This is a genomic window from Microvirga sp. VF16, from assembly GCF_016864375.1.
Taxonomy (GTDB): domain Bacteria; phylum Pseudomonadota; class Alphaproteobacteria; order Rhizobiales; family Beijerinckiaceae; genus Microvirga.
Genome location: NZ_CP069356.1, coordinates 373,056 through 390,851, shown reverse-complemented (window position 1 = coordinate 390,851; position 17,796 = coordinate 373,056). Strand labels below are relative to the sequence as shown.

Sequence of the window (17,796 nt, the reverse complement as noted above, 5' to 3'; positions counted from 1 at the left end):
CGGGCTGCGGATTGAACGGTCTCAATTCGTGACCCGCACCTCCCAAGCGCGCGGTTTGGACAGGACGGACGCGGTATAGCCTTGGACGTTCTTGTGATAAGCGCTCGTATCGACGCCGTTATAGAGCATCACGAACGGTACCTCCGTCAGGAACCGGCGCTGGAGTTCGTCGAAGATCTTCTGACGCTCCGCTTTGTCGGAGACGATCATGGACTTATCCAGCAGCGCCTGCGCTTCGGGATTGTCCCAGACCTTGCGCGGCTGCTTGTCCTTTGGACCCATGACGGATTCGTAGCTCAGCGAAGGATCGAGTCGCGCTGAATACGGGAATGCCATGATCTGGTAATTGCCCTTGCTGTAGCGGTCGAGCTGCGTCGCCCATTCCAAGACCTCCAGATTCGCATTGATGCCGACCGCCTGGAGCATGGCCTGAATGATGACCGAGGATGAGAACGTCTGCGGATACCGCTTGTTGGTGAGGATCACCACCGGCTCGCCTTTATAGCCGGCTTCCTGCAGCAGTTTCTTCGCCGTCTCCGGGTCATACTTGTAACCCTGGTCATGCGCCGCCGTGTGGTACGACGAACTCATCGGGACGATTGAGTTGTTGTGCTTCGCCAGTCCCTCGGTGACCGCCTGGACGATCTGGGGCGTGTCGAGCGCCGCCGCAATGGCCTGGCGCATCTTCACGTTCGAGAGCAGCGGGTCGCGCGTCTGCATCAGCAGCGTGCTCAGGCCCGCGTTCTGCGCAATGGAAAGGCCCAGATTCGGGTTGGCCTTGATTTCCTTCACGTCCGTATTGGCGACGTCGGGAACGATATCCACGTCTCCGCGCAGCAGCGCGGCTTTTGCGGCGGCATCGTCCGGGATCACCAAGAAGCGCACTTCGTCGACGAGCGGACGCTTCGATCCGGCATAGCCGTTGGGCTTGCCCTCAGCTCGGTTCGCATAGCCGTCGAACTTCGTGAGCTTGACGAACTCGCCGCGCCGCCATTCGGCCAGCTTGAAGGGACCAGTGCCGATCGGCTTGTCCCAGGTACCATCGGCTTTCACGGAATCCTTGTGAATGATGCCCGTCATCGCACAATCCGTGCGAGCCAGCGAGGCCAGGAAAAGCGCATCCTGGTTCGACAGGCGGAAGACGACGGTCTGCGGATCGGGTGCCTCGACGGCCTCGACCTTCGAGCGGCCGCGACCATCGAAATCCGCAAGGCAGCGCCATTCGGTTTTCGGATCCATATAGCGATTCCAGCTCCAGGCCACGTCCCCCGCCGTCAGATCGGCACCGTTATGGAATTTGATGCCCTTGCGGAGCTTGAAGACATAGGAGCGCCTATCCTCGGACACGGTCACGGATTCTGCCAGAAGAGGCTGGATGCTGGTATCCTCGCCGTAGGCGACAAGTCCCTCGACGGCATGAAGGACGACCGCATCCGTGTTGTCGTCCCGGTTGACGCCGGGATTAGTGCCGCGGATGTCAGCGTTAAGCGCAATGCGAAGCGCGGATTGCTGCGCGAGGGTTGGCAGCGCCGATGCGGTCATCAGGGCCGATACGCAACCGGCGAGAAGATGTTTTGCCTTCAGTCTCATCGTAGTCCTCCGAACATTTGATGGTTCCTGCTCTGTTATCGTCGAGGGCAGCTGTTGGTCGCTGCTTAAACGGCCTTCACGATCGGTGCGGCCTGGGCGGATCCGGGCTGGGCCTGAATGATTGGCCGCTGGACCTCCATATCGAGTTTGTACGTCGTGAAAGTACGGTTGAGGGCCGGCAGCATCGCCACTTCCATGACGCCGAGCATGGGCTCCATTGCGATCATCGCGACGGTCGCGCTGAGATTGCTGCTGAGGTTCTTGCGCGGCGGGCGGCAGACCGACCAGGGCGTTTCGAAATCATCGAAGAGAGCGTTCTTCACGGTCTCGCGCGTGATGCTGCCGAGACTCGGTTCGATGAGCGCGCGCACGCGAAGGTCGCGATAGAGGCTGTCGGGCGTGTTGGCGATGCCGGTGTCCTTCAGCTTCGAGAGAGCGATCGGGCTCTGGAAATGGTTGGCGTGGACGATGAGACCCCGCTCCGGATGAATCTGGAAGGTTTCGTCAGGCGCGCATTCGAAATCGATGGCGATGCCATTGGCTTGGCTGACGATCATGTTGTTGGCGGCAGATTTCGGCGTCGTATAGACCGCGTGCATGGCGGCGGCCAGCTGCTTCTGCTCCAGAACCTTCCGTCGGATCAGCGCCAAGGGAACACCGAGCCGGCGATAATCCCGGTCGGTCTCCAGATAGTTTGCCGTGATGGCGATACCGGCCGCATTGAAGCCTGAACGGGCGAGACCGCCCGCCTCCGTGAAGGTCAGGATATCGGGGCCATCATCGCGCCTGATCTTGAGAACGACGGCAGTTTCGGCGCATTCGACCTTCCAGTCCCAGTTCTGGGCGTGAATCAGGCGCCCTTCCTTGGTGACCCCCGGCATGGCGACGACGCCGGTGCAGCCATCAGGATCGTCATCCGGCACATTCCGGTCATCGGCCGGGCGCTGGGCGAGCTTGAGGATCTCGGTTCGCGCGTTGAGGAGGACGACGGATTCGAAAGGCACGCCGGCGCCTTCGGCAATCCCGCGCATCTCTTCGAGATAGGTCGGATCGAAGCGGGCGATGGTCGGCTCGAACCGCTGCACAAGTTGCTTGATGCCGTCGGAGGTCAGGTCGTTGCGGCCAAGCTGACTGGAATAATGTTCGATCCCGAGGCGCACCCGGTCCGCCGCCTGCTCACCATATTGGCGGCCCCGTTCACGGGGGCCGCCGGATACTTCAACGAGCGGGCAGGACGGTGTCATCGGGGTAGCCTCTCAATAAGTCTGGTGTTTTCGTCAGGTCTATTGTATTTCATCAGGAGGGAATACAATCAAGAGGAAATTCGGCGTGCATCAACCGACCCGCTTGCAGCAGGATCTAGCCGACCGCATCGTCCAACTCGTCAACGAGGAGGGCGTCGCCGTCGGAGACCTGCTGAACGAGAACAGTCTGGCGCGGCGGCTCGAGGTGTCCCGCACTCCGGTGCGGGGCGCCCTTCGGCATCTCGAAAATCAAGGCATCGTGGCCCGCAGGCCGAATCGGGGTGTCGAGCTGATTGCCATTCCTCCGACCGAAAAGGCCTCGGCTCCGGGTTCGATCGACGAGCACGAGGAGTGGCTTGTGCGGATCGCCCGGGACCACAGAAGCGGCTCCCTCCCCCAGGACATTTCCGAGGTCGAGGTCATGCGCCGCTACGGCCTGAACCGCCCCATGGTGCAGCGGGTCCTGTCCCGCCTGGCCGAACTCGAGATGGTGGAGCGCAAGCCCGGCTACGGCTGGCGTTTCCTAACGGGCGCCAGGGATAAGGCGACCCGTGACGAAAGCTACCGCTTCCGCATGATGGTCGAGCCGATGGGCATCCTCGAGCCGGATTTCCGTTTGGAGCCATCCTGGATCGAACACATGCGCCGGCTCCATGACGAGACCCTCGAGCGTCGCTGGCATGAAGCATCCAGCGTCGCTTTCTTCGAGATGAACGCCGCCTTTCACGAGGGTCTCGCCGCGGCGTCCGGCAACCGGTTCGTCCATGCGGCGATCCGTCATCAGAACCAGTTGCGGCGGTTCTCGCAATACGACTGGAAGTTCGGCTTCGAGCGCGTCGTCGTGAACTGCCGGGAACACCTGGAGATGCTCGATTACTTGGCCCGGGATGAGCGGCAGATCGCCTCCCTGCTCATGCGGCGGCACCTGGAGCGAGCCAGTCTGGTCCGATCTCGCGACAATCCTGACCCGCGTTGATCTGTGATTGTATTTCAATTTCACAAAAATCATATCGAGCCACCCAAAATCTGTCTTTGACAGGAGCATTCAGATGACCGCCTTGCCCCAGAAAGCCGCCCGCCCGCTCGCCAACGACGTGGGTGATGCCCACTGGCTTCCCTTCACGGCCATGCGCCAGTTCCGATCGAACCCGATGATGTTCGTTGGCGCCGAAGGCATGCACTATATCGCGGCGGACGGCCGGCGGGTTCTGGACGCGATGGCCGGGCTTTGGTGCGTCAACGCGGGCCACGCCCAGCCTCGCATCGTCGAGGCCATCCGTGAAGCCGCCGGCCGCCTCGACTTCGTCTCATCGTTCAAGATGAGCCATCCCGCCACGTTCGAACTCGCAGGCCGCCTCGCCGGTATCGCGCCCGACGGATTCGACCATGTCTTCTTCACCAATTCCGGTTCGGAAGCGGTCGACAGCGCACTGAAGATCGCCCGCGGCTATCACCGCGCGCGCGGCGATGCCGGGCGCACTAAGTTCATCGGACGCGCCAAGGGCTATCACGGCATGGGCTTCGGCGGTCTCTCCGTCGGCGGCATCGGACGCCACAAGCGGGATTTCGGCCCACTCCTCCCCGATGTCGCCCATCTCTCGCTTCCCTATGATCGCTCGTCGATGGGTTTCTCGCGCGGCCAGCCCGAAGTCGGCGCGCATTACGCAGATGAATTGGACAGCCTCCTCCAGATCAACGATCCGGCGACCGTCGCCGCCGTGATCGTGGAGCCCGTGATCGGATCTGGCGGCGTCTATCCGCCCCCGGTGCAGTATCTCGACAGGCTGCGTTCCATCTGCAGCAAGCATGGCATCCTTCTTATCTTTGACGAGGTCATCACCGGGTTTGGCCGACTCGGACGCCCCTTCGCGGCGCAGGCGCTTGGCGTCACACCCGACATCATCACCTGCGCCAAGGGCATGACCAATGGCGCGGTGCCGATGGGTGGCGTCCTCCTCCGCGATTTCGTGTTCGATACCTTCATGGACGGCCCACCGGAGACGATCGAACTCTTCCATGGCTACACCTATTCCGGGCATCCCCTCGCCTGCGCGGCCGGTCTTGCCACACTGGACGTCTACAAGGATCTCGGCCTTTTCGAACGGGCCGCAGCCATCGCTCCGTTATGGGAGAAGGCCCTGCACGGCCTGAAAGGCGAACCTCACATTGCGGATATCCGCAATATCGGCATGCTGGGCGTGGTGGAACTGTCGTCCCGTGCCGGCGAGCCGGGTGCACGGGGAACTCTTTGCGCCCAGACATGCTATGAACAAGGCGTTCTCGTGCGCGCATCGGGCGATCTCATCGTCCTGTCTCCGCCCCTGATCATTTCAGAAGAGCAGATCGAGCAGACGGTCGAGAGCATTCGCTTCGCACTGCGACAGATGAACTGACGCCTGCCGACACAGAGCCGGAGAACGACACGTGCAGTCTCACCATCACTTCTACATCGACGGTCAATGGGTCGCGCCGATTGAGCAAGGGCTCATCGATGTCATCAATCCCGCGACGGAGGAACCGGTCGCGACCATCGCGGTAGGCGGACGTACCGATGTGAACCGGGCGGTTGCCGCGGCGCGGCGCGCGTTCGAAACCTACGCCGAGACAACTCGCGAGGAGCGCCTGAGTCTTCTGGACAGAATCGTCGCGGTCTACCGGCAGCGCGCGGATGACCTTGCAGAAGCCATTTCCACGGAAATGGGTGCCCCTCTCGCCTTTGCCCGCGAGCGGCATGTGCCCGCCGGGCTCGGCCATCTGATGCGTGCCATCGAGGTTCTCAAGACGTACCAGTTCGACGAGACGATCAACGCGACTTTGATCACTCGCGAGCCTGTCGGGGTGGTTGGCCTGATCACGCCATGGAACTGGCCGCTGAACCAAATCGCCTGCAAGGTCGGCCCGGCACTCGCCGCCGGTTGCACCATGGTGCTGAAGCCCAGCGAGGTTGCGCCCCTGTCTGCCCTCATCGTCGCCGAAATCCTCCACGATGCGGGCGTGCCTCCGGGTGTCTTCAACCTCGTCAATGGAGATGGTCCCAACGCGGGCCAAGCCCTTGCGAGCCATCCCGACATCGACATGGTGTCCTTTACGGGTTCGACCCGCACGGGAATCCTGGTCGCTAAGGCAGCCGCGGATACCGTGAAGCGGGTGCATCAGGAACTCGGCGGAAAATCTCCCAACATCCTGCTGGACGATGCGGATTTCGACGCGGCGGTCACGCATGGCGCGCGAGCCTGCTTCGCCAACAGCGGACAATCCTGCAACGCGCCGACCCGCCTCCTCGTCCCGGCCGATCGGCAGGAGGAGGTGATGGAGATCGCCAGGCGCGTCGCCGAGGAAACCGTGGCCGGCGCCCCCAGGGCTGCCTCGACCACTATCGGGCCCGTCGTCAGCCAGGTCCAGTTCCATCGCATCCAGAGCCTCATCGAAGCGGGGATCAGGGAGGGCGCAACTCTCGTGACCGGAGGCCCCGGACGTCCCTCGGGGCTCGACCGAGGCTACTACGTGCAGCCGACCATATTCGCCAACGTGCGGAACGACATGAGCATTGCGCAGGAGGAAATCTTCGGGCCCGTTCTCAGCATCCTGCCCTACAAGGACGAGGAGGATGCCGTCCGGATCGCCAATGACACCATCTATGGGCTTTCAAGCTACGTCACGTCGGGCAATCTCGAGCGTGCCCGACGCGTCGCCCGCAGAATCCGCGCCGGTATGGTGCATCTGAATGGATCGCGCGGCGACACTGCCGCAGCCTTCGGTGGATACAAGCAGTCCGGCAATGGTCGAGAATGGGGCCGGTTCGGTTTCGAGGAGTTTCTGGAGGTCAAGTCAATCTTCGGCTATCTGGCGACCTGAGATGAGGATGTCACAGTACCTCTTGGTGAGGAATACGCGACCTAAAAGCTGCGGCATGGCCAAGCCTGTCAGCCACAAACGCCACCGCTTCCCGCCCCAGATCATCGCCCATGGGGTTTGGCTTTACTTCCGGTTCCCGCTGAGCCTGCGGCTTGTCGAGGAGATGTTGCTCGAGCGCGCGGCGTCGTCTCTTACGAAACAATCTGTTTGATCCCGCGATTGGTTGCGGTGGGGTGGACGCCCCCAGCGGCCTTTGTGCCAAAGTGGAGGTGTTGATCGTCCGTACAATGGTGCCAAGTTTCTCGATCTGGGTGAGGTTCCGACGGCCTTGAGATCTCAGCGCCGGAGGTGGCATGCGGAAGATGACTTTAACGTGGCTGCGGTCAATCTCGATCCGTCGCATGTCAAACGGTGTGAGGTTCGGCGACATCGTTTCAACTTTTCCGATCGTCAGATCCACCTCTGATCAGATCCACAGCCTCTTAGCGCCAAACTAGCGATGAAAATGCCTATACTTCGAGTTTGCGCTCAGAACCCCTGGTACCACGCCGGAATGTCGGTTCCATTGCAACTCCCGACATAGGTCGAGCGAAGGCCGGACAAGAACGCAATTACGCGGCTGCGCCGAACAGGGTGGCAATGAAATCGCGCTGCGCGCCTATGTCATTCGCTGGTGCACTGACAACCTGTCCCTTGCGGATCACGCCTCACCTCATAGCCGGCAACTGCAAGGCAGTTTGAAAGCTCTTGAAGCCCAAGCCTGGCCGGACCAAGCGCTTGATGCGCCGGCGGTCCTGCTCGACGATATTATTCAGAATTTTCACCTGCCGGACTTTGGCAAAGCGCCAAAGCGGCCCCTCCCGCTTCATGGCTTTTGTCGCGATGGGGTAAGCGGCGTTCTTGTTGATCGTGATGGTCCGCGGACTGCCTGTATGTGACTGCTTCAGAGCTTTCCGGAAGAACCGTCGGGCTGCCGCGGCATCCCGCTGGGGCGAAAGCAGAAAGTCGATTGTCTGCCCGGTCGCATCAACGGCGCGGTACAGGTACACCCACTCGCCTTTGACCCGAATATATGTCTCATCCACGCGCCATGAGCCGTTCGTTGGACGCAGATGCGGTCGGATGCGCTTCTCGAGCTCTGGAGCGTAGGCCTGGATCCAGCGAAACAACGTCGTGTGATCAACGCGGACACCGCGATCCGCCAGCATGCACTCAAGGTCGCGATAGCTGATCGGGAATTGCAGGTACCAACGCACCGCCCACAGGATGACCACCGCCGTAAATTGCCGGCCCTTGAACGGGTTTTTGTTATTTCGCTTCACCACCAGCGCTCTCAGCCCGCTCCTGTCGTAGCTCGGGCCGAGCAAGCTTCAAAGCTGCAACAGATCCCCAAAACCTGCCCAAGGTCGGCTGTCCGTCGCCTCAGAGGGTCTTTCGCGAGCAGCGAACACAACGCCAGTCCGAGCGTTATGGCTACCATCCGCAGTGGATGTACAGCCATGCCTTCTGCCCATCAGGCCGATCCGTCAGCTCTTCCTGTGCCATTGCCTCCTGGGCGGACCCACCACTTTGTCGGAACTTTCCGCAAAGGATGGTCGCAGAAACGAAAGACGGTCAGGCGCCAGACGCCCATGCTCCGCCTGCGGTCAGCCATCCTCCACCGTCCACAGGCAGCATTTCGGTGAAGGGGACGCATTGCGCAGAGATCATTCTCTCCAGTGCATCGCATGGCCACGCTCCTCCCGACTTGCTGGAGGCTGCCAAGCAGCCTCCAGCTTCTTGGGAGTCTGTGAATATGTCCATGAACCGCCCGCAGCCGAGGTCGAAAGCAGAGAGGGAGATGAGCCATGAGATTGCCAATGACTGGCTACGCCCAACGTGTTTCAGACACCGTCGAGCGAGCGATGAGCATCCTCAAGGACCGCAAAGATCCTGCGATCAAGGCTCAGGGCGGGGCGCAGCCTCAGGCCGTCTCGTCTCGAGCCAACCCACAAGCAATCCGTTAAACTTGCACGACAGTGCAGCATACTCCTCCTCACATTGCTCTGGCGCTCTCAATAAGTTTGGCTTGCAATGCAAACTGCCCGAGATCGACACAGCTGATCTATCTTGAAGCAATGCCTGCGTCGTTAGGCTGAGAGAAGGATGCCCGTCGAGGACCTGTTGCAACTTTTGGCCTCGCTTCACCTGAGCGACGACACAAGGCTGTTGAGAGGGATAGGCGGTGAAGCAAGGAAAAAGAACTCGTTCAAGGGGCGGCAGTTCACGACGGAGATCATTCTCTGGGCGGGGCGTTGTCACATGAACGAGTTTAACTTGCCTATACTGTGCCTCAGCCGAATACCGGATTGTGCGTTTTCAATGACTAAGGCAACCGGAGCTGACGGCCAAAATGGCCGTTACTGGCTTGATGTGACAACGCCGGCAACAAGACGGCTCCTCGACTGGCCACTCCTCGTTATACTGCCAAGGTTAATGCACCGATGCCAGGCCCTCAGGCCAAGGGCTCCAGTGGAGCTGTTGTGCAGTGCTGGTCCGGTCGTCATTGCCGGTGAGGCCGTTCACGTGCCGAAGATCAAACTTGCCCAAGGCCGTCAGGCTGTCCCAGTTGGAAATCTCAAGCACATGGCTCTTGAGCTTGATCAAGCCCATTGTGCGCATGGTCTGGATCACACGATTGACATGGACGATGGTGAGGCCGAGTGTGTCGGCAATGTCGCCCTGTGTGAGGGGCAGTTCATATCTGTGGTTCTGTGCAAGGCCTGCAGCATTGAGGCGCAACAGCAACTCACAGAACAGATGCGCGATGCGCTGGGTCGCATTACGCCGTCCAAGGGTGACGATCCGCTCCCGCAGCATAGCCTCCGTCACGAGGCCGCTCCAGTAGAGGGCGCGGCTGATGCGCGGATGCTGGTTTAGCATATCAAGGAACTGATGAGGCGAGATCACCCCGATTTCGCAGGGCGTCAGGGTGTCGATACAGTGCTCCATGTGTTTGGACAGCAAACCATGGTCATTGCACAAATCGCCCGGGATCACGAAGCTGATGATCTGGCGTTTGCCATCGGGAAGGATGGTATGGCGGCAGGCCCAGCCCGTCCGCACGAGGTAGATGGTCTCGCACGGGTCTCCCTCTCGCAGAATATTGCTGCGCTTGTTACAGACGACTACCCGTGACGTGAGGGCTGTGAGAGCGTTCATGTCTCGGTTTGACAGTGGTTCATACTGCTGAAGCTTCGCGACGAGCGGGTCCGGCATGGTGATCCCAACAGTCAGATGTTCATGGTCAGGCTCAATGAGCAACGAAGCCGAACCGCGATACTGCGAAAAACACTCCCCTGGCTCGTGGTCCGTAAGAGATCAGGCTTGGCTGATTGAGCCGTCAGGCCGGGGGCGTCATTCCTGGCGGAGCCTTTTGTCTGGTGCTTGCGACCCTCCCCCTGGACCGAACCGCTCACCCGTGGCCGGTGGAGGACAGCTGACCGCAGGCGGAGCAGAGGCTTACGCCGGCCGGTTCGCCATCAGCATGGACGTCCGGCGCCTGACCGTCTTTCGTTTCTGCGACCATCCTTTGCGGAAAGTTCCGACAAAGTGGTGGGCACGCCTCGGCCGTGCCGTCACAGCTGGGTCCGAAAGGTCCCAGGCGTGGTGCCGGTCAGCTTGCGGAACATCGTTGTGAAGTGAGCCTGACTGGGGAAGCCAACGGCGTAGCTGATCTCGGCCAAGGACAGCCGCGGGTCGGCCAGCAGCTCCTTGGCCCGGGCGACCTTCTGCTGCAACACATACCGGTGGGGTGCGAGTCCGGTACTCTCCTTGAAGACGCCCGCGAAATGGTGCGGGCTCAACTGAGCCACTTCGGCGAGCCGGCGCAGGCTGGTATCGCCACTCAGGTCGCTGGCAATGCAGTCGAGCACGCGGCGGAGCCGCGCCGGCGACAGACCACCCCGGCACGAGGCAGTCCTGAATGGAAAGACCGAATAGTGCCGCAGCAGGTGCACCGCCAGCGCCATCGCGAGGGACTCGCCATAGAGCCGGCCGGCCGGGCAACCTGCCCGCACTTCGGCAGCCAGGGCAAGCAGGAGATGGTGGACGGCCGCATCCTGGAACGTGCAGGGATTGGTGAACGCGACCCGACATCCATCAGCTCCGGTTTGCTCGGCGATGGCCGAAACATAAGCCGGGGCGAGGCCAGCCGCCAGGAAATCGGTCTGCCGCTGCTGCCACGCCGCCAGCGGCACCCCTTCCGAGACAAAGCAGATGTCCCCAGGCCGTGCCGTCGAACGGTGCGGGCGTTGCCCAGCGATCCGCATTTCGACCATGCCCGGCGCGGACAGACGGACCCCAAGCGAATGATGGCTGAAGTGGGCCTCCGGGACCTCGCCCTCCGCGACCCGGACGTGCTCAAGCTTGAGCACATCGTTCCAAGGGGCGTCCGTGCTCGACCAGAGCGTCCATGCGGCCTGGCGCGGGATCGGCCGTGCCACCAATTGGGAATGCAATGGCTCGGTTCGGGCTTCCTGGTCGCGCGGCATGGCCTATCCCTTCCCGAATGGCAGCAGTTCCGCCGGTTATCGCGCCAGCCCACACGATTGTCGTATGCGGCGCAAGGCACTCAGGCACTATCGCTTATAGTTGTCGCGCAATTTGGCAGAAACCTGACAGACCTCGTGGGCGCGAAGCGGCGCACGCCTCGGCTCCACCGCCAGCGACGAACCGGCCCGGCCCCTTCTCCGGATGGCTCTTCTCCATTCGGCGGGTTGAAGTCAAGCGTCTTCCAAGCTGTCTGTCACACCGATGGTGCTTGCCCTTCGCCAGGCCTTGCTTCTCTTCGAGATCGGCTCTCAAGCCGTCTCACCATGGGATCAGGCGAATGAAGCGGGCAATCTAAACGGCGCTGTTGCAGTAACTTGGACAGGGCACAACGATCCCCGTCGAACGGTCCGCTCAGGCAACAAGACCGAAGAGTTGATCGACCAGACGGATTTCGCCTGTTGGTCCGGCCTGTCGTAAGATGCAGTGACCGCGACGGATCATCCGCATGACCTCAAAGCCCTTCAGGGTCGCGGCGGCGGATTTCATCGTCTGGAACCCGCGAGTTGGCCGGATCACGCGCTTGAGCGCTCCATGATCAGCCTCGATGATGTTGTTCAAGTATTTCGATCTCCGGTGCTCGAGATCTTTCGGCATCAGCCCTTCATTCTGCAGGCGCCGGATTGCTTTCGGGTAAGACGCCAACTTGTCGGTCGTGATGGATGACGGAGGGCAGTCGCTCATCGTCTTCACCGCCTTACGGAGGAACCAATAAGCGGCCCTGGTGTTGCGCCGGTCGGACAACATGAAGTCGATCAGTTGACCGTGCCTGTCGACTGCACGGAACGGTATTGTTGCATGGATCGGCTTCTGCATGCAGTAAAGGCCCACAGGCCCGCAGTCAGACGATCCGGACGGACTTTGGGTATCCAAGCTCAAGCATGCGGTTGAGAGCACGGGCCGCGATGGCGACCTCAGTGGCACGTCGCTGGTCCGTCCGCGAGCGCAACCCATCCCCGATTACTCGTTTGAAGCGGCTGATCGCGGTCTCCACCAGGGCTCGCCGATTGTACCCGGACCGCTTCTGCCAGCCTATGCGGCCATGCTCCTGGATACTTTGGAGATGCCGATCGCGCTGGGTCGGCGCGATCTCCACCCCCTCACTCAACACCGCCGTTGATCGCGGTGGGACGATGACGTCAGCTTTAGGATGTCGCTTGGCGATCATGCGGTAGATATCGGCCTGATCGTAGGCTCCATCGCCGATGAAAGAGGCAGGTGGACCGGTAATCTGATCGAGCAAAGGCTCAACCTGCGAACCGTCATCAGCCTCGCTCGTGGTCAGTTCTGACGCGAGGATCTCTCCGGTCTCGGCATCGACGCCAATGTGCAGCTTTCGCCAAGCGCGGCGTCTTTGGGCGCCATGCTTTTCGATCAACCATTCGCCGGGCCCGCACAGCCGCAAGCCTGTGCTGTCCACCAGCAGGTGAATGGGTCCGGTGCGTGACTGCAACCGTGAGACCTCCAGAGTTTCGGCGCGGCGGCTCAGGGTCGAGTGATCCGGCACGGCCAAATCCAGCCCCAGAAGTTGGAGGATCGAGCCGATCAGGCCCTCGGTTTGACGCAGTGCCAGCCGGAACACCGCCCGCAGCGTCAATGCCGTTCTGATGGCGAGAGCAGAATAGCGCGGCTGACCGCCTCGTGTGGTGCGGGGCTCAGCGCGCCAAGCCGTAATGGCGTCCTCGGTGAACCAGACTGTGAGACTGCCCCGCTGACGCAGGCTGGTGTCGTACTCGGCCCAATTCGTCACCCGATGCTGCTGCTTGGGAGTGCGATGCCGGCGCGCGGCATTGGCTTTGAACGGCACGGGAGATATCCGACATGAAAGGCACAGGCCTCCTATGTCAGCCAGTTTCGGTTACCAACTCACCTATTCGTGCAACAAGGCGACCTCCCGTGCCCAAACCAGGTCGCGGACCGCCTCATGCCTTGCGTCCGGAACCCACACGGAGGTGAGTTCGCCGGCACGATGCAGTCGCGCCAGGCTCATGGCATCGCGGCGGTTGGTCTTCACACGATCTCCCGGGCGCTTCGGTATCAGCGACGGCGCGACAACGACGCAGCCATGGCCCATTGCGATAATTTGGCGATGGAGATCGTAGCTCGTCGGCCCGGCTTCGTAGCAAAAGTGAAGCCGTGCTCCTCGAGTGGCCAGCTTGTCGACCATCGACCTCACTGACCCAGGGTCCGACGGGATCTCCCCGTAAAAGCGCACCTCACCATTCCGTTCGCCGTTGGCAACTGCCACTGAAATTTTGAGCTTCGATGTGTCCAATCCGATAAAAGTCTCGCTATGCTGCTCCATGGTTCGCCCTCGCTTAAGCTTGGGGCTCGGCTCCGGCCCATCCGAAGCAACCCCCAACTTCAGCTTACCGCGGGGGCGGGCCACCTTCACTCCGCGAACATACAGTCTGTCAGAGCGTGGGTTGCTATCCATCCCCATAGGATCTGCACCCGCCCCGCTCGGCTCGATCGCCATCAACAATCACATTGCCAAACGGGCGCCATCCAGACATGACGGTGCCCTTTGACGTCCGATGCTCGACATCGTTCGACAGCAGCTCTTCGTCCTGCAGGTACCGGAACGCCTTGGGATAGGACGCCAGCTTATCGGTCGTGATCGAGGATGGTGGATAATCGCTCATCATCTTCCTGGCTTTTGCCAGACGGCTCCTGCGCCCGGCGCTCGAGCGGCATGGCCAACCCGACATGCCAAGGGGCTCCTATCCAGACCGGTCATATCACGATGGACATCGTATTGATCGACCCAAACCAAAGTATGATCGTCGCAATCTCTCCCGATGATTGGTGGACCCACAAAGACAATCGAGTCCCAATTATGAGATCGGCTAATGTCAGAACGTCAAGGCTCCCGAGGTGAACCTCACCAGCGAGGGCCAGCGAAGCGCCATCGTGCAGGAGACTGCTATGAGCCCGATCATGAACGAATGCGTACTGATCGTGGACAGCAATCCAGGTTTCTGCAAGCGGCTTGCGCAGGCGTGCCGGGCTGCGAACTACACTGTTTTGGCGGCCGACTCGGGCGAACGGGCCTTTCTCATCCTGAGGCATCGGCAACACCAGATCGGCTGGCTGTACAGCCGGGCTGCCTTACCGGGCTTGATCGATGGCTGGATCCTGGCAGACCAGTACCACCAGGCCTATCCCAGTCGCCCTGTCATCATCGCCGCTCACGATACACGCCTCTCCGCTCGAGGCGACATCGTCCTGAAAGAGCCGACAGTGACTGTCGTGTCAGAAACAATTCGGCACGTCATTGAGGGGACACAGCCGGCCCGAGCCGCTGCTCCGCTCGGGTTCAGCGAGCATCGACGCGCTGCGTAACAGATCCGTGCCTCGCGCGCCGATGGCCCATTCCTGGGATTGAGAATACAACGAGATGACGCGGGAGCTTCGAATGTCATGGGACTGTCGAAATGATTCCGGAAGTTCTCCCTTGTCCGACCTCTGCTCGGACGAGATTGAGCAACAGATCATCCGCGCTTACGTCCAGCTCGTGTTTGCGGCCGAGAATACAGCCGGCATTCGAACCACTCTTGTTGCACGGTTCTGCTCCTTCGAGGTGCGTCTCAGCGAACTTCCGGACGCGTCCGTCTTGCAGGATCTGCCGCCGTTCTGGCTCGAGATTTACTCGCATGCCACCCGCTCGACAGTTGATAGTCTCGGATGCTTTGAATTCGATGAAGCCGAATTGGCCATGGCCGTAGAACTGGTGCTGAAGGCGAGGCACTGTCGCGAGCTCTATCACTAAGTGATTTCGGCTGTCATGTTGATTGACGTTTGGTCGCCATCGCTGGATTGTGCCTACAGGTTTGCTCGATCGGCGCCGCACTGGAGGCTGTCTCGCAGATCAACCGAGAGGGTGCGGCGGCCTGGCTTCGAGCTCTATACCCCGGCGTCTCGGTCGATCGTCTGAAAAGCAATGGTCGTAAAGTGAACCGCGGGCCGATTGACCCTTCGTACTGGGTCGCTGATCTGAGGACCGGTGACCGAGACCCTATTGCATGACATCCGCATCCCGATTTCTCTTCAGAGCGGTATCGAGGCATTGGAGTAACGTTTGTTCGTCGAACGGCTTGCTCAGGAGACAAACCGCTCCAGTTTTCAGCAGTCGCAGTCGAATGCTCTCGTCGAGGACGGCCGTGATGAATACTATTGGCATGTGCTGACGTTGGGCGATCAAGGTGCGTTGCAGCTCGATTCCACTCATGCCCGTCATTTGAACATCCGTGATTAGACACGCTGTATCGCTCACGTACGCGGACTGCAAGAAATCTTCAGCGGATGCGAATAGGTGAACGATCATTCCAATCGAGTTCAGGAGGCTCTTCATCGCGATCCGAACGGACTCATCATCGTCGATGACCGAAATGATCGCAACTTGTGGCAAGTGACCCGCCCTCCTGATGTGAGAAATGGAACACTTTCTGATTACGAAGCCACCGCAAGTGCCAAGAGTATGATGCGAATATACGCCAATGATACCATACTTAGGTTTTATAAACGCTATGGCTTCGTGCGGATTGCCAGAGTCTCAGTCGTTCTCGCCACTTCCGCCAAACTCAGCCGTCGCTTCGCACGCTATAGTTGGAGCTTGAATGGCAGGTCAGGTCTAGCGTGGGAGTTCGGTGGGGCATTCAAACCGTGGGCCCTGGGTCACGACGAGATCTCCTGGTGTGGAGGCAAGGAGCTGAAACACAGCGTCGTGGGGTAAGTTCGCCGAAGCCCAAAGCCGTCTGCCGTGAGCTTCGACGATCGAGCGGCAGATCGGCCGTCCCCTACGAATGCCGCCGGGTTAGTGGTGTAGAGGCGTTGAATAGGTGGGACAGGCAGGCTAGATCCAGTCCCGGCCCAGAATCATGCGCAGCCACAAATACGCCGTGCGCGGCATCCCTGATCGTGCTGACCAGAAGGGTCCGGGTTCCAGCAAGGACGCCGCTCATGGCTTTGATGGCATTCATGACCAGGGTTAGGGTTACCCGTTGCAGCTGGACACGGTCTTCCGTACGAGCGGCGGGCCGGGCGTGAGCCGCGTCTCCGGCGAGACGCCGTTCCAAACCACTTCGTTATGGGCCAGTGCAAGAGTTTCGAGAATGGTGCCGGTGAGGTCGACCAGGTCATTGCGCCGCGGGACCTTCTTATAATGAGGGCGCGGAGCCGACCGGGGACTTCGCTGGCGCGATTGCCGTCCTTGGTGATGTGGTCGAGGGCCTGCCGGACCTTCTCCAGATCAGACGGTTGAGCGCCAAGTCAGCGCAAAGCGCGTGTGCGTGGGTGCCCGGCAGCAATCGGCAGATCGACCTCATGGGCGATTGAGGCCGCCTGTTGCCACCGTCGTGACGCGGTTGACATGCGCCAGCTCCATCTGTGTCTCGCGTAGGGTCTCTCGATCGGTCTCATGGAAGAGACTCAGCACAGACCGCCCAGTCAGCTTGCCGACAGTGTAGCCGAGCTGCACAGCGCCAAAGGGATTGATGGACAGGATGGTGCTGGGCACATCGGTGATGAAGTATTGGCGGATTGTTCTCGAATACGGCCCGCCATGGCTCCTCGCTGTTCATCGAGCGGGAATTCGTCATCTCAGCGCGGGCCCCCTCGCGCTGTCTCCATGCCCGTGGGCCTACTGTGAGGATGAGTGGCCTCTGAGCACCTCGGCCATTTTCACCAGATCGGCCAGAGAACGTGCGCCCATTTTCCGCATGACTTGGCCACGGTGGATTTTGACGGTGATTTCGCTGATCCCCAGCTCCCCCGCAATTTGCTTGTTCATTAGGCCGGCGGTGACCAGGCTCATCACCTCACGCTCGCGCTGAGTCAGGGTCTCGAAACAGGCCCGCAGGTCCGATAGCTGGTTCGCGGCCCGTCGCTGCTGACGATCGCGCTCGAGCGCCATGGCGACCGCGTCCAACATATCCTGATCGCGAAACGGCTTGGGCAGGAAATCGACGGCTCCAGCCTTCATGGCTTGCACTGACATTGGAATGTCACCATGGCCCGTCATAAATATGATCGGAATGTGAATATTTGCTTTGGCCAGCTCCGCCTGAAGGTCGAGGCCGCTCAGCCCTGGCAACCTGACGTCAAGCACCAGACAACTTTCCACGTCCGGAAACTTGCCGCGCAGCAGTTCGGCGGCGGAACTGAACATCTCGACCTTGAGTCCAACGGAGCGAAACAAGCTTCCGAGTGCCTCGCGCAGGGATTCATCATCTTCAACAATAAAAATGACCGGCTCTGCAGCCGCCGGCGGCGGTGGAGCTGGACGATGCGTCATGAGATCCTTCTCCCGCTACCAGGCGATAGCAGCTGAAATTAGCACTCAAGGAGAGATTGCTAAAGGAAGCTCGAACGGCTTGAGATTGCGCAAGTACGCGAGAGTCCGGCAGGTGGCAGGCTGGAGACCGAGCGGCTCAAAGCCAAGCCTGGCGCGATGCTAGCGAGCAGCCACGCTTAGCCCGAAGGCTGCGGCGCTGCACCAAATCGTTTCACCGAGCAG

15 protein-coding genes and 3 pseudogenes are annotated in these 17,796 nt (G+C 60.7%); 6 read left to right on the top strand and 12 right to left on the bottom strand.

From position 1 onward, the window contains the following. Window positions 1-21 precede the first annotated feature (21 nt). Entirely contained in the window at window positions 22-1,590 is a 1,569-nt protein-coding gene (locus tag JO965_RS34115) for an ABC transporter substrate-binding protein (protein ID WP_203446427.1), read from the bottom strand. Window positions 1,591-1,655: 65 nt separating this feature from the next. Then, window positions 1,656-2,834 (bottom strand): C45 family peptidase, encoded by a 1,179-nt coding sequence (locus JO965_RS34110; RefSeq protein ID WP_203446426.1) that lies wholly within the window; start codon window positions 2,832-2,834, stop codon window positions 1,656-1,658. A gap of 85 nt (window positions 2,835-2,919) precedes the next feature. Between JO965_RS34110 and JO965_RS34105 the strand changes: the two genes are divergently transcribed. From JO965_RS34105 to JO965_RS34090, 4 genes and pseudogenes are all read left to right on the top strand, one after another. Further along, window positions 2,920-3,810 (top strand): GntR family transcriptional regulator, encoded by an 891-nt coding sequence (locus tag JO965_RS34105; protein ID WP_203446425.1) that lies wholly within the window; start codon window positions 2,920-2,922, stop codon window positions 3,808-3,810. 73 nt (window positions 3,811-3,883) lie between these two features. After that, complete coding sequence (locus JO965_RS34100) at window positions 3,884-5,227, top strand: aspartate aminotransferase family protein (protein WP_203446424.1); 1,344 nt, start codon at window positions 3,884-3,886, stop codon at window positions 5,225-5,227. 31 nt (window positions 5,228-5,258) lie between these two features. Next, window positions 5,259-6,689, top strand: coding sequence for an aldehyde dehydrogenase family protein (locus JO965_RS34095; protein ID WP_203446423.1), 1,431 nt, complete (start codon window positions 5,259-5,261; stop codon window positions 6,687-6,689). Between the two features lie 55 nt (window positions 6,690-6,744). Continuing rightward, window positions 6,745-6,893: pseudogene (locus JO965_RS34090) on the top strand (IS6 family transposase); the annotation flags it as partial. A 407-nt stretch (window positions 6,894-7,300) separates the two neighbouring features. Here JO965_RS34090 and JO965_RS34085 read toward each other — a convergent pair. From JO965_RS34085 to JO965_RS34055, 7 genes and pseudogenes are all read right to left on the bottom strand, one after another. Continuing rightward, a pseudogene (locus JO965_RS34085) lies at window positions 7,301-8,011 on the bottom strand (IS6 family transposase). 1,150 nt (window positions 8,012-9,161) lie between these two features. After that, a complete protein-coding gene (locus JO965_RS34080; RefSeq protein WP_203446422.1) occupies window positions 9,162-9,890 on the bottom strand; it encodes a Crp/Fnr family transcriptional regulator in 729 nt (242 codons plus the stop codon). A 416-nt stretch (window positions 9,891-10,306) separates the two neighbouring features. Next, entirely contained in the window at window positions 10,307-11,221 is a 915-nt protein-coding gene (locus JO965_RS34075) for a helix-turn-helix domain-containing protein (protein ID WP_203446421.1), read from the bottom strand. 412 nt (window positions 11,222-11,633) lie between these two features. Next, the gene (locus JO965_RS34070; RefSeq protein WP_203446420.1) at window positions 11,634-12,095 is read right to left on the bottom strand and encodes an IS6 family transposase; all 462 of its coding nucleotides are present in this window, start codon (window positions 12,093-12,095) and stop codon (window positions 11,634-11,636) included. Between the two features lie 25 nt (window positions 12,096-12,120). Further along, window positions 12,121-13,086, bottom strand: coding sequence for an IS5 family transposase (locus tag JO965_RS34065; RefSeq protein ID WP_203446419.1), 966 nt, complete (start codon window positions 13,084-13,086; stop codon window positions 12,121-12,123). A 75-nt stretch (window positions 13,087-13,161) separates the two neighbouring features. After that, window positions 13,162-13,584: pseudogene (locus tag JO965_RS34060) on the bottom strand (transposase); the annotation flags it as partial. Between the two features lie 124 nt (window positions 13,585-13,708). Beyond that, window positions 13,709-13,990, bottom strand: a complete 282-nt coding sequence (locus JO965_RS34055) for a DDE-type integrase/transposase/recombinase (RefSeq protein WP_203446418.1) — start codon at window positions 13,988-13,990, stop codon at window positions 13,709-13,711. 217 nt (window positions 13,991-14,207) lie between these two features. On the opposite strand from JO965_RS34055, the gene JO965_RS34050 reads away from it, so the two are divergent. Next, window positions 14,208-14,624: a response regulator gene (locus JO965_RS34050; protein ID WP_203446417.1), complete on the top strand. Its 417-nt coding sequence runs from the start codon at window positions 14,208-14,210 to the stop codon at window positions 14,622-14,624. A 112-nt stretch (window positions 14,625-14,736) separates the two neighbouring features. Next, window positions 14,737-15,051 carry a hypothetical protein gene (locus JO965_RS34045; RefSeq protein WP_203446416.1) on the top strand — a complete coding sequence of 105 codons (315 nt, stop codon included), beginning with the start codon at window positions 14,737-14,739 and terminating at the stop codon, window positions 15,049-15,051. 246 nt (window positions 15,052-15,297) lie between these two features. Here JO965_RS34045 and JO965_RS34040 read toward each other — a convergent pair whose 3' ends face one another. From JO965_RS34040 to JO965_RS34030, 3 genes are all read right to left on the bottom strand, one after another. Next, entirely contained in the window at window positions 15,298-15,690 is a 393-nt protein-coding gene (locus tag JO965_RS34040) for a response regulator transcription factor (protein WP_256451938.1), read from the bottom strand. A 912-nt stretch (window positions 15,691-16,602) separates the two neighbouring features. Beyond that, a complete protein-coding gene (locus JO965_RS34035) occupies window positions 16,603-16,806 on the bottom strand; it encodes a PAS domain-containing protein (RefSeq protein WP_256451941.1) in 204 nt (67 codons plus the stop codon). Window positions 16,807-16,920: 114 nt separating this feature from the next. Then, window positions 16,921-17,574, bottom strand: a complete 654-nt coding sequence (locus JO965_RS34030; protein ID WP_203446414.1) for a response regulator transcription factor — start codon at window positions 17,572-17,574, stop codon at window positions 16,921-16,923. Window positions 17,575-17,796: the final 222 nt, after the last annotated feature.

What these genes read in the sequence shown, in the direction of transcription:
- JO965_RS34070 (WP_203446420.1), bottom strand. Translation starts at nt 12,095, where the DNA reads ATGCAGAAGCCGATCCATGCAACAATACCGTTCCGTGCAGTCGACAGG.
- JO965_RS34050 (WP_203446417.1), top strand. Translation starts at nt 14,208, where the DNA reads ATGAGCCCGATCATGAACGAATGCGTACTGATCGTGGACAGCAATCCA.
- JO965_RS34055 (WP_203446418.1), bottom strand. Translation starts at nt 13,990, where the DNA reads ATGTCGGGTTGGCCATGCCGCTCGAGCGCCGGGCGCAGGAGCCGTCTG.
- JO965_RS34080 (WP_203446422.1), bottom strand. Translation starts at nt 9,890, where the DNA reads ATGAACGCTCTCACAGCCCTCACGTCACGGGTAGTCGTCTGTAACAAG.
- JO965_RS34030 (WP_203446414.1), bottom strand. Translation starts at nt 17,574, where the DNA reads ATGACGCATCGTCCAGCTCCACCGCCGCCGGCGGCTGCAGAGCCGGTC.
- JO965_RS34115 (WP_203446427.1), bottom strand. Translation starts at nt 1,590, where the DNA reads ATGAGACTGAAGGCAAAACATCTTCTCGCCGGTTGCGTATCGGCCCTG.
- JO965_RS34110 (WP_203446426.1), bottom strand. Translation starts at nt 2,834, where the DNA reads ATGACACCGTCCTGCCCGCTCGTTGAAGTATCCGGCGGCCCCCGTGAA.
- JO965_RS34075 (WP_203446421.1), bottom strand. Translation starts at nt 11,221, where the DNA reads ATGCCGCGCGACCAGGAAGCCCGAACCGAGCCATTGCATTCCCAATTG.
- JO965_RS34100 (WP_203446424.1), top strand. Translation starts at nt 3,884, where the DNA reads ATGACCGCCTTGCCCCAGAAAGCCGCCCGCCCGCTCGCCAACGACGTG.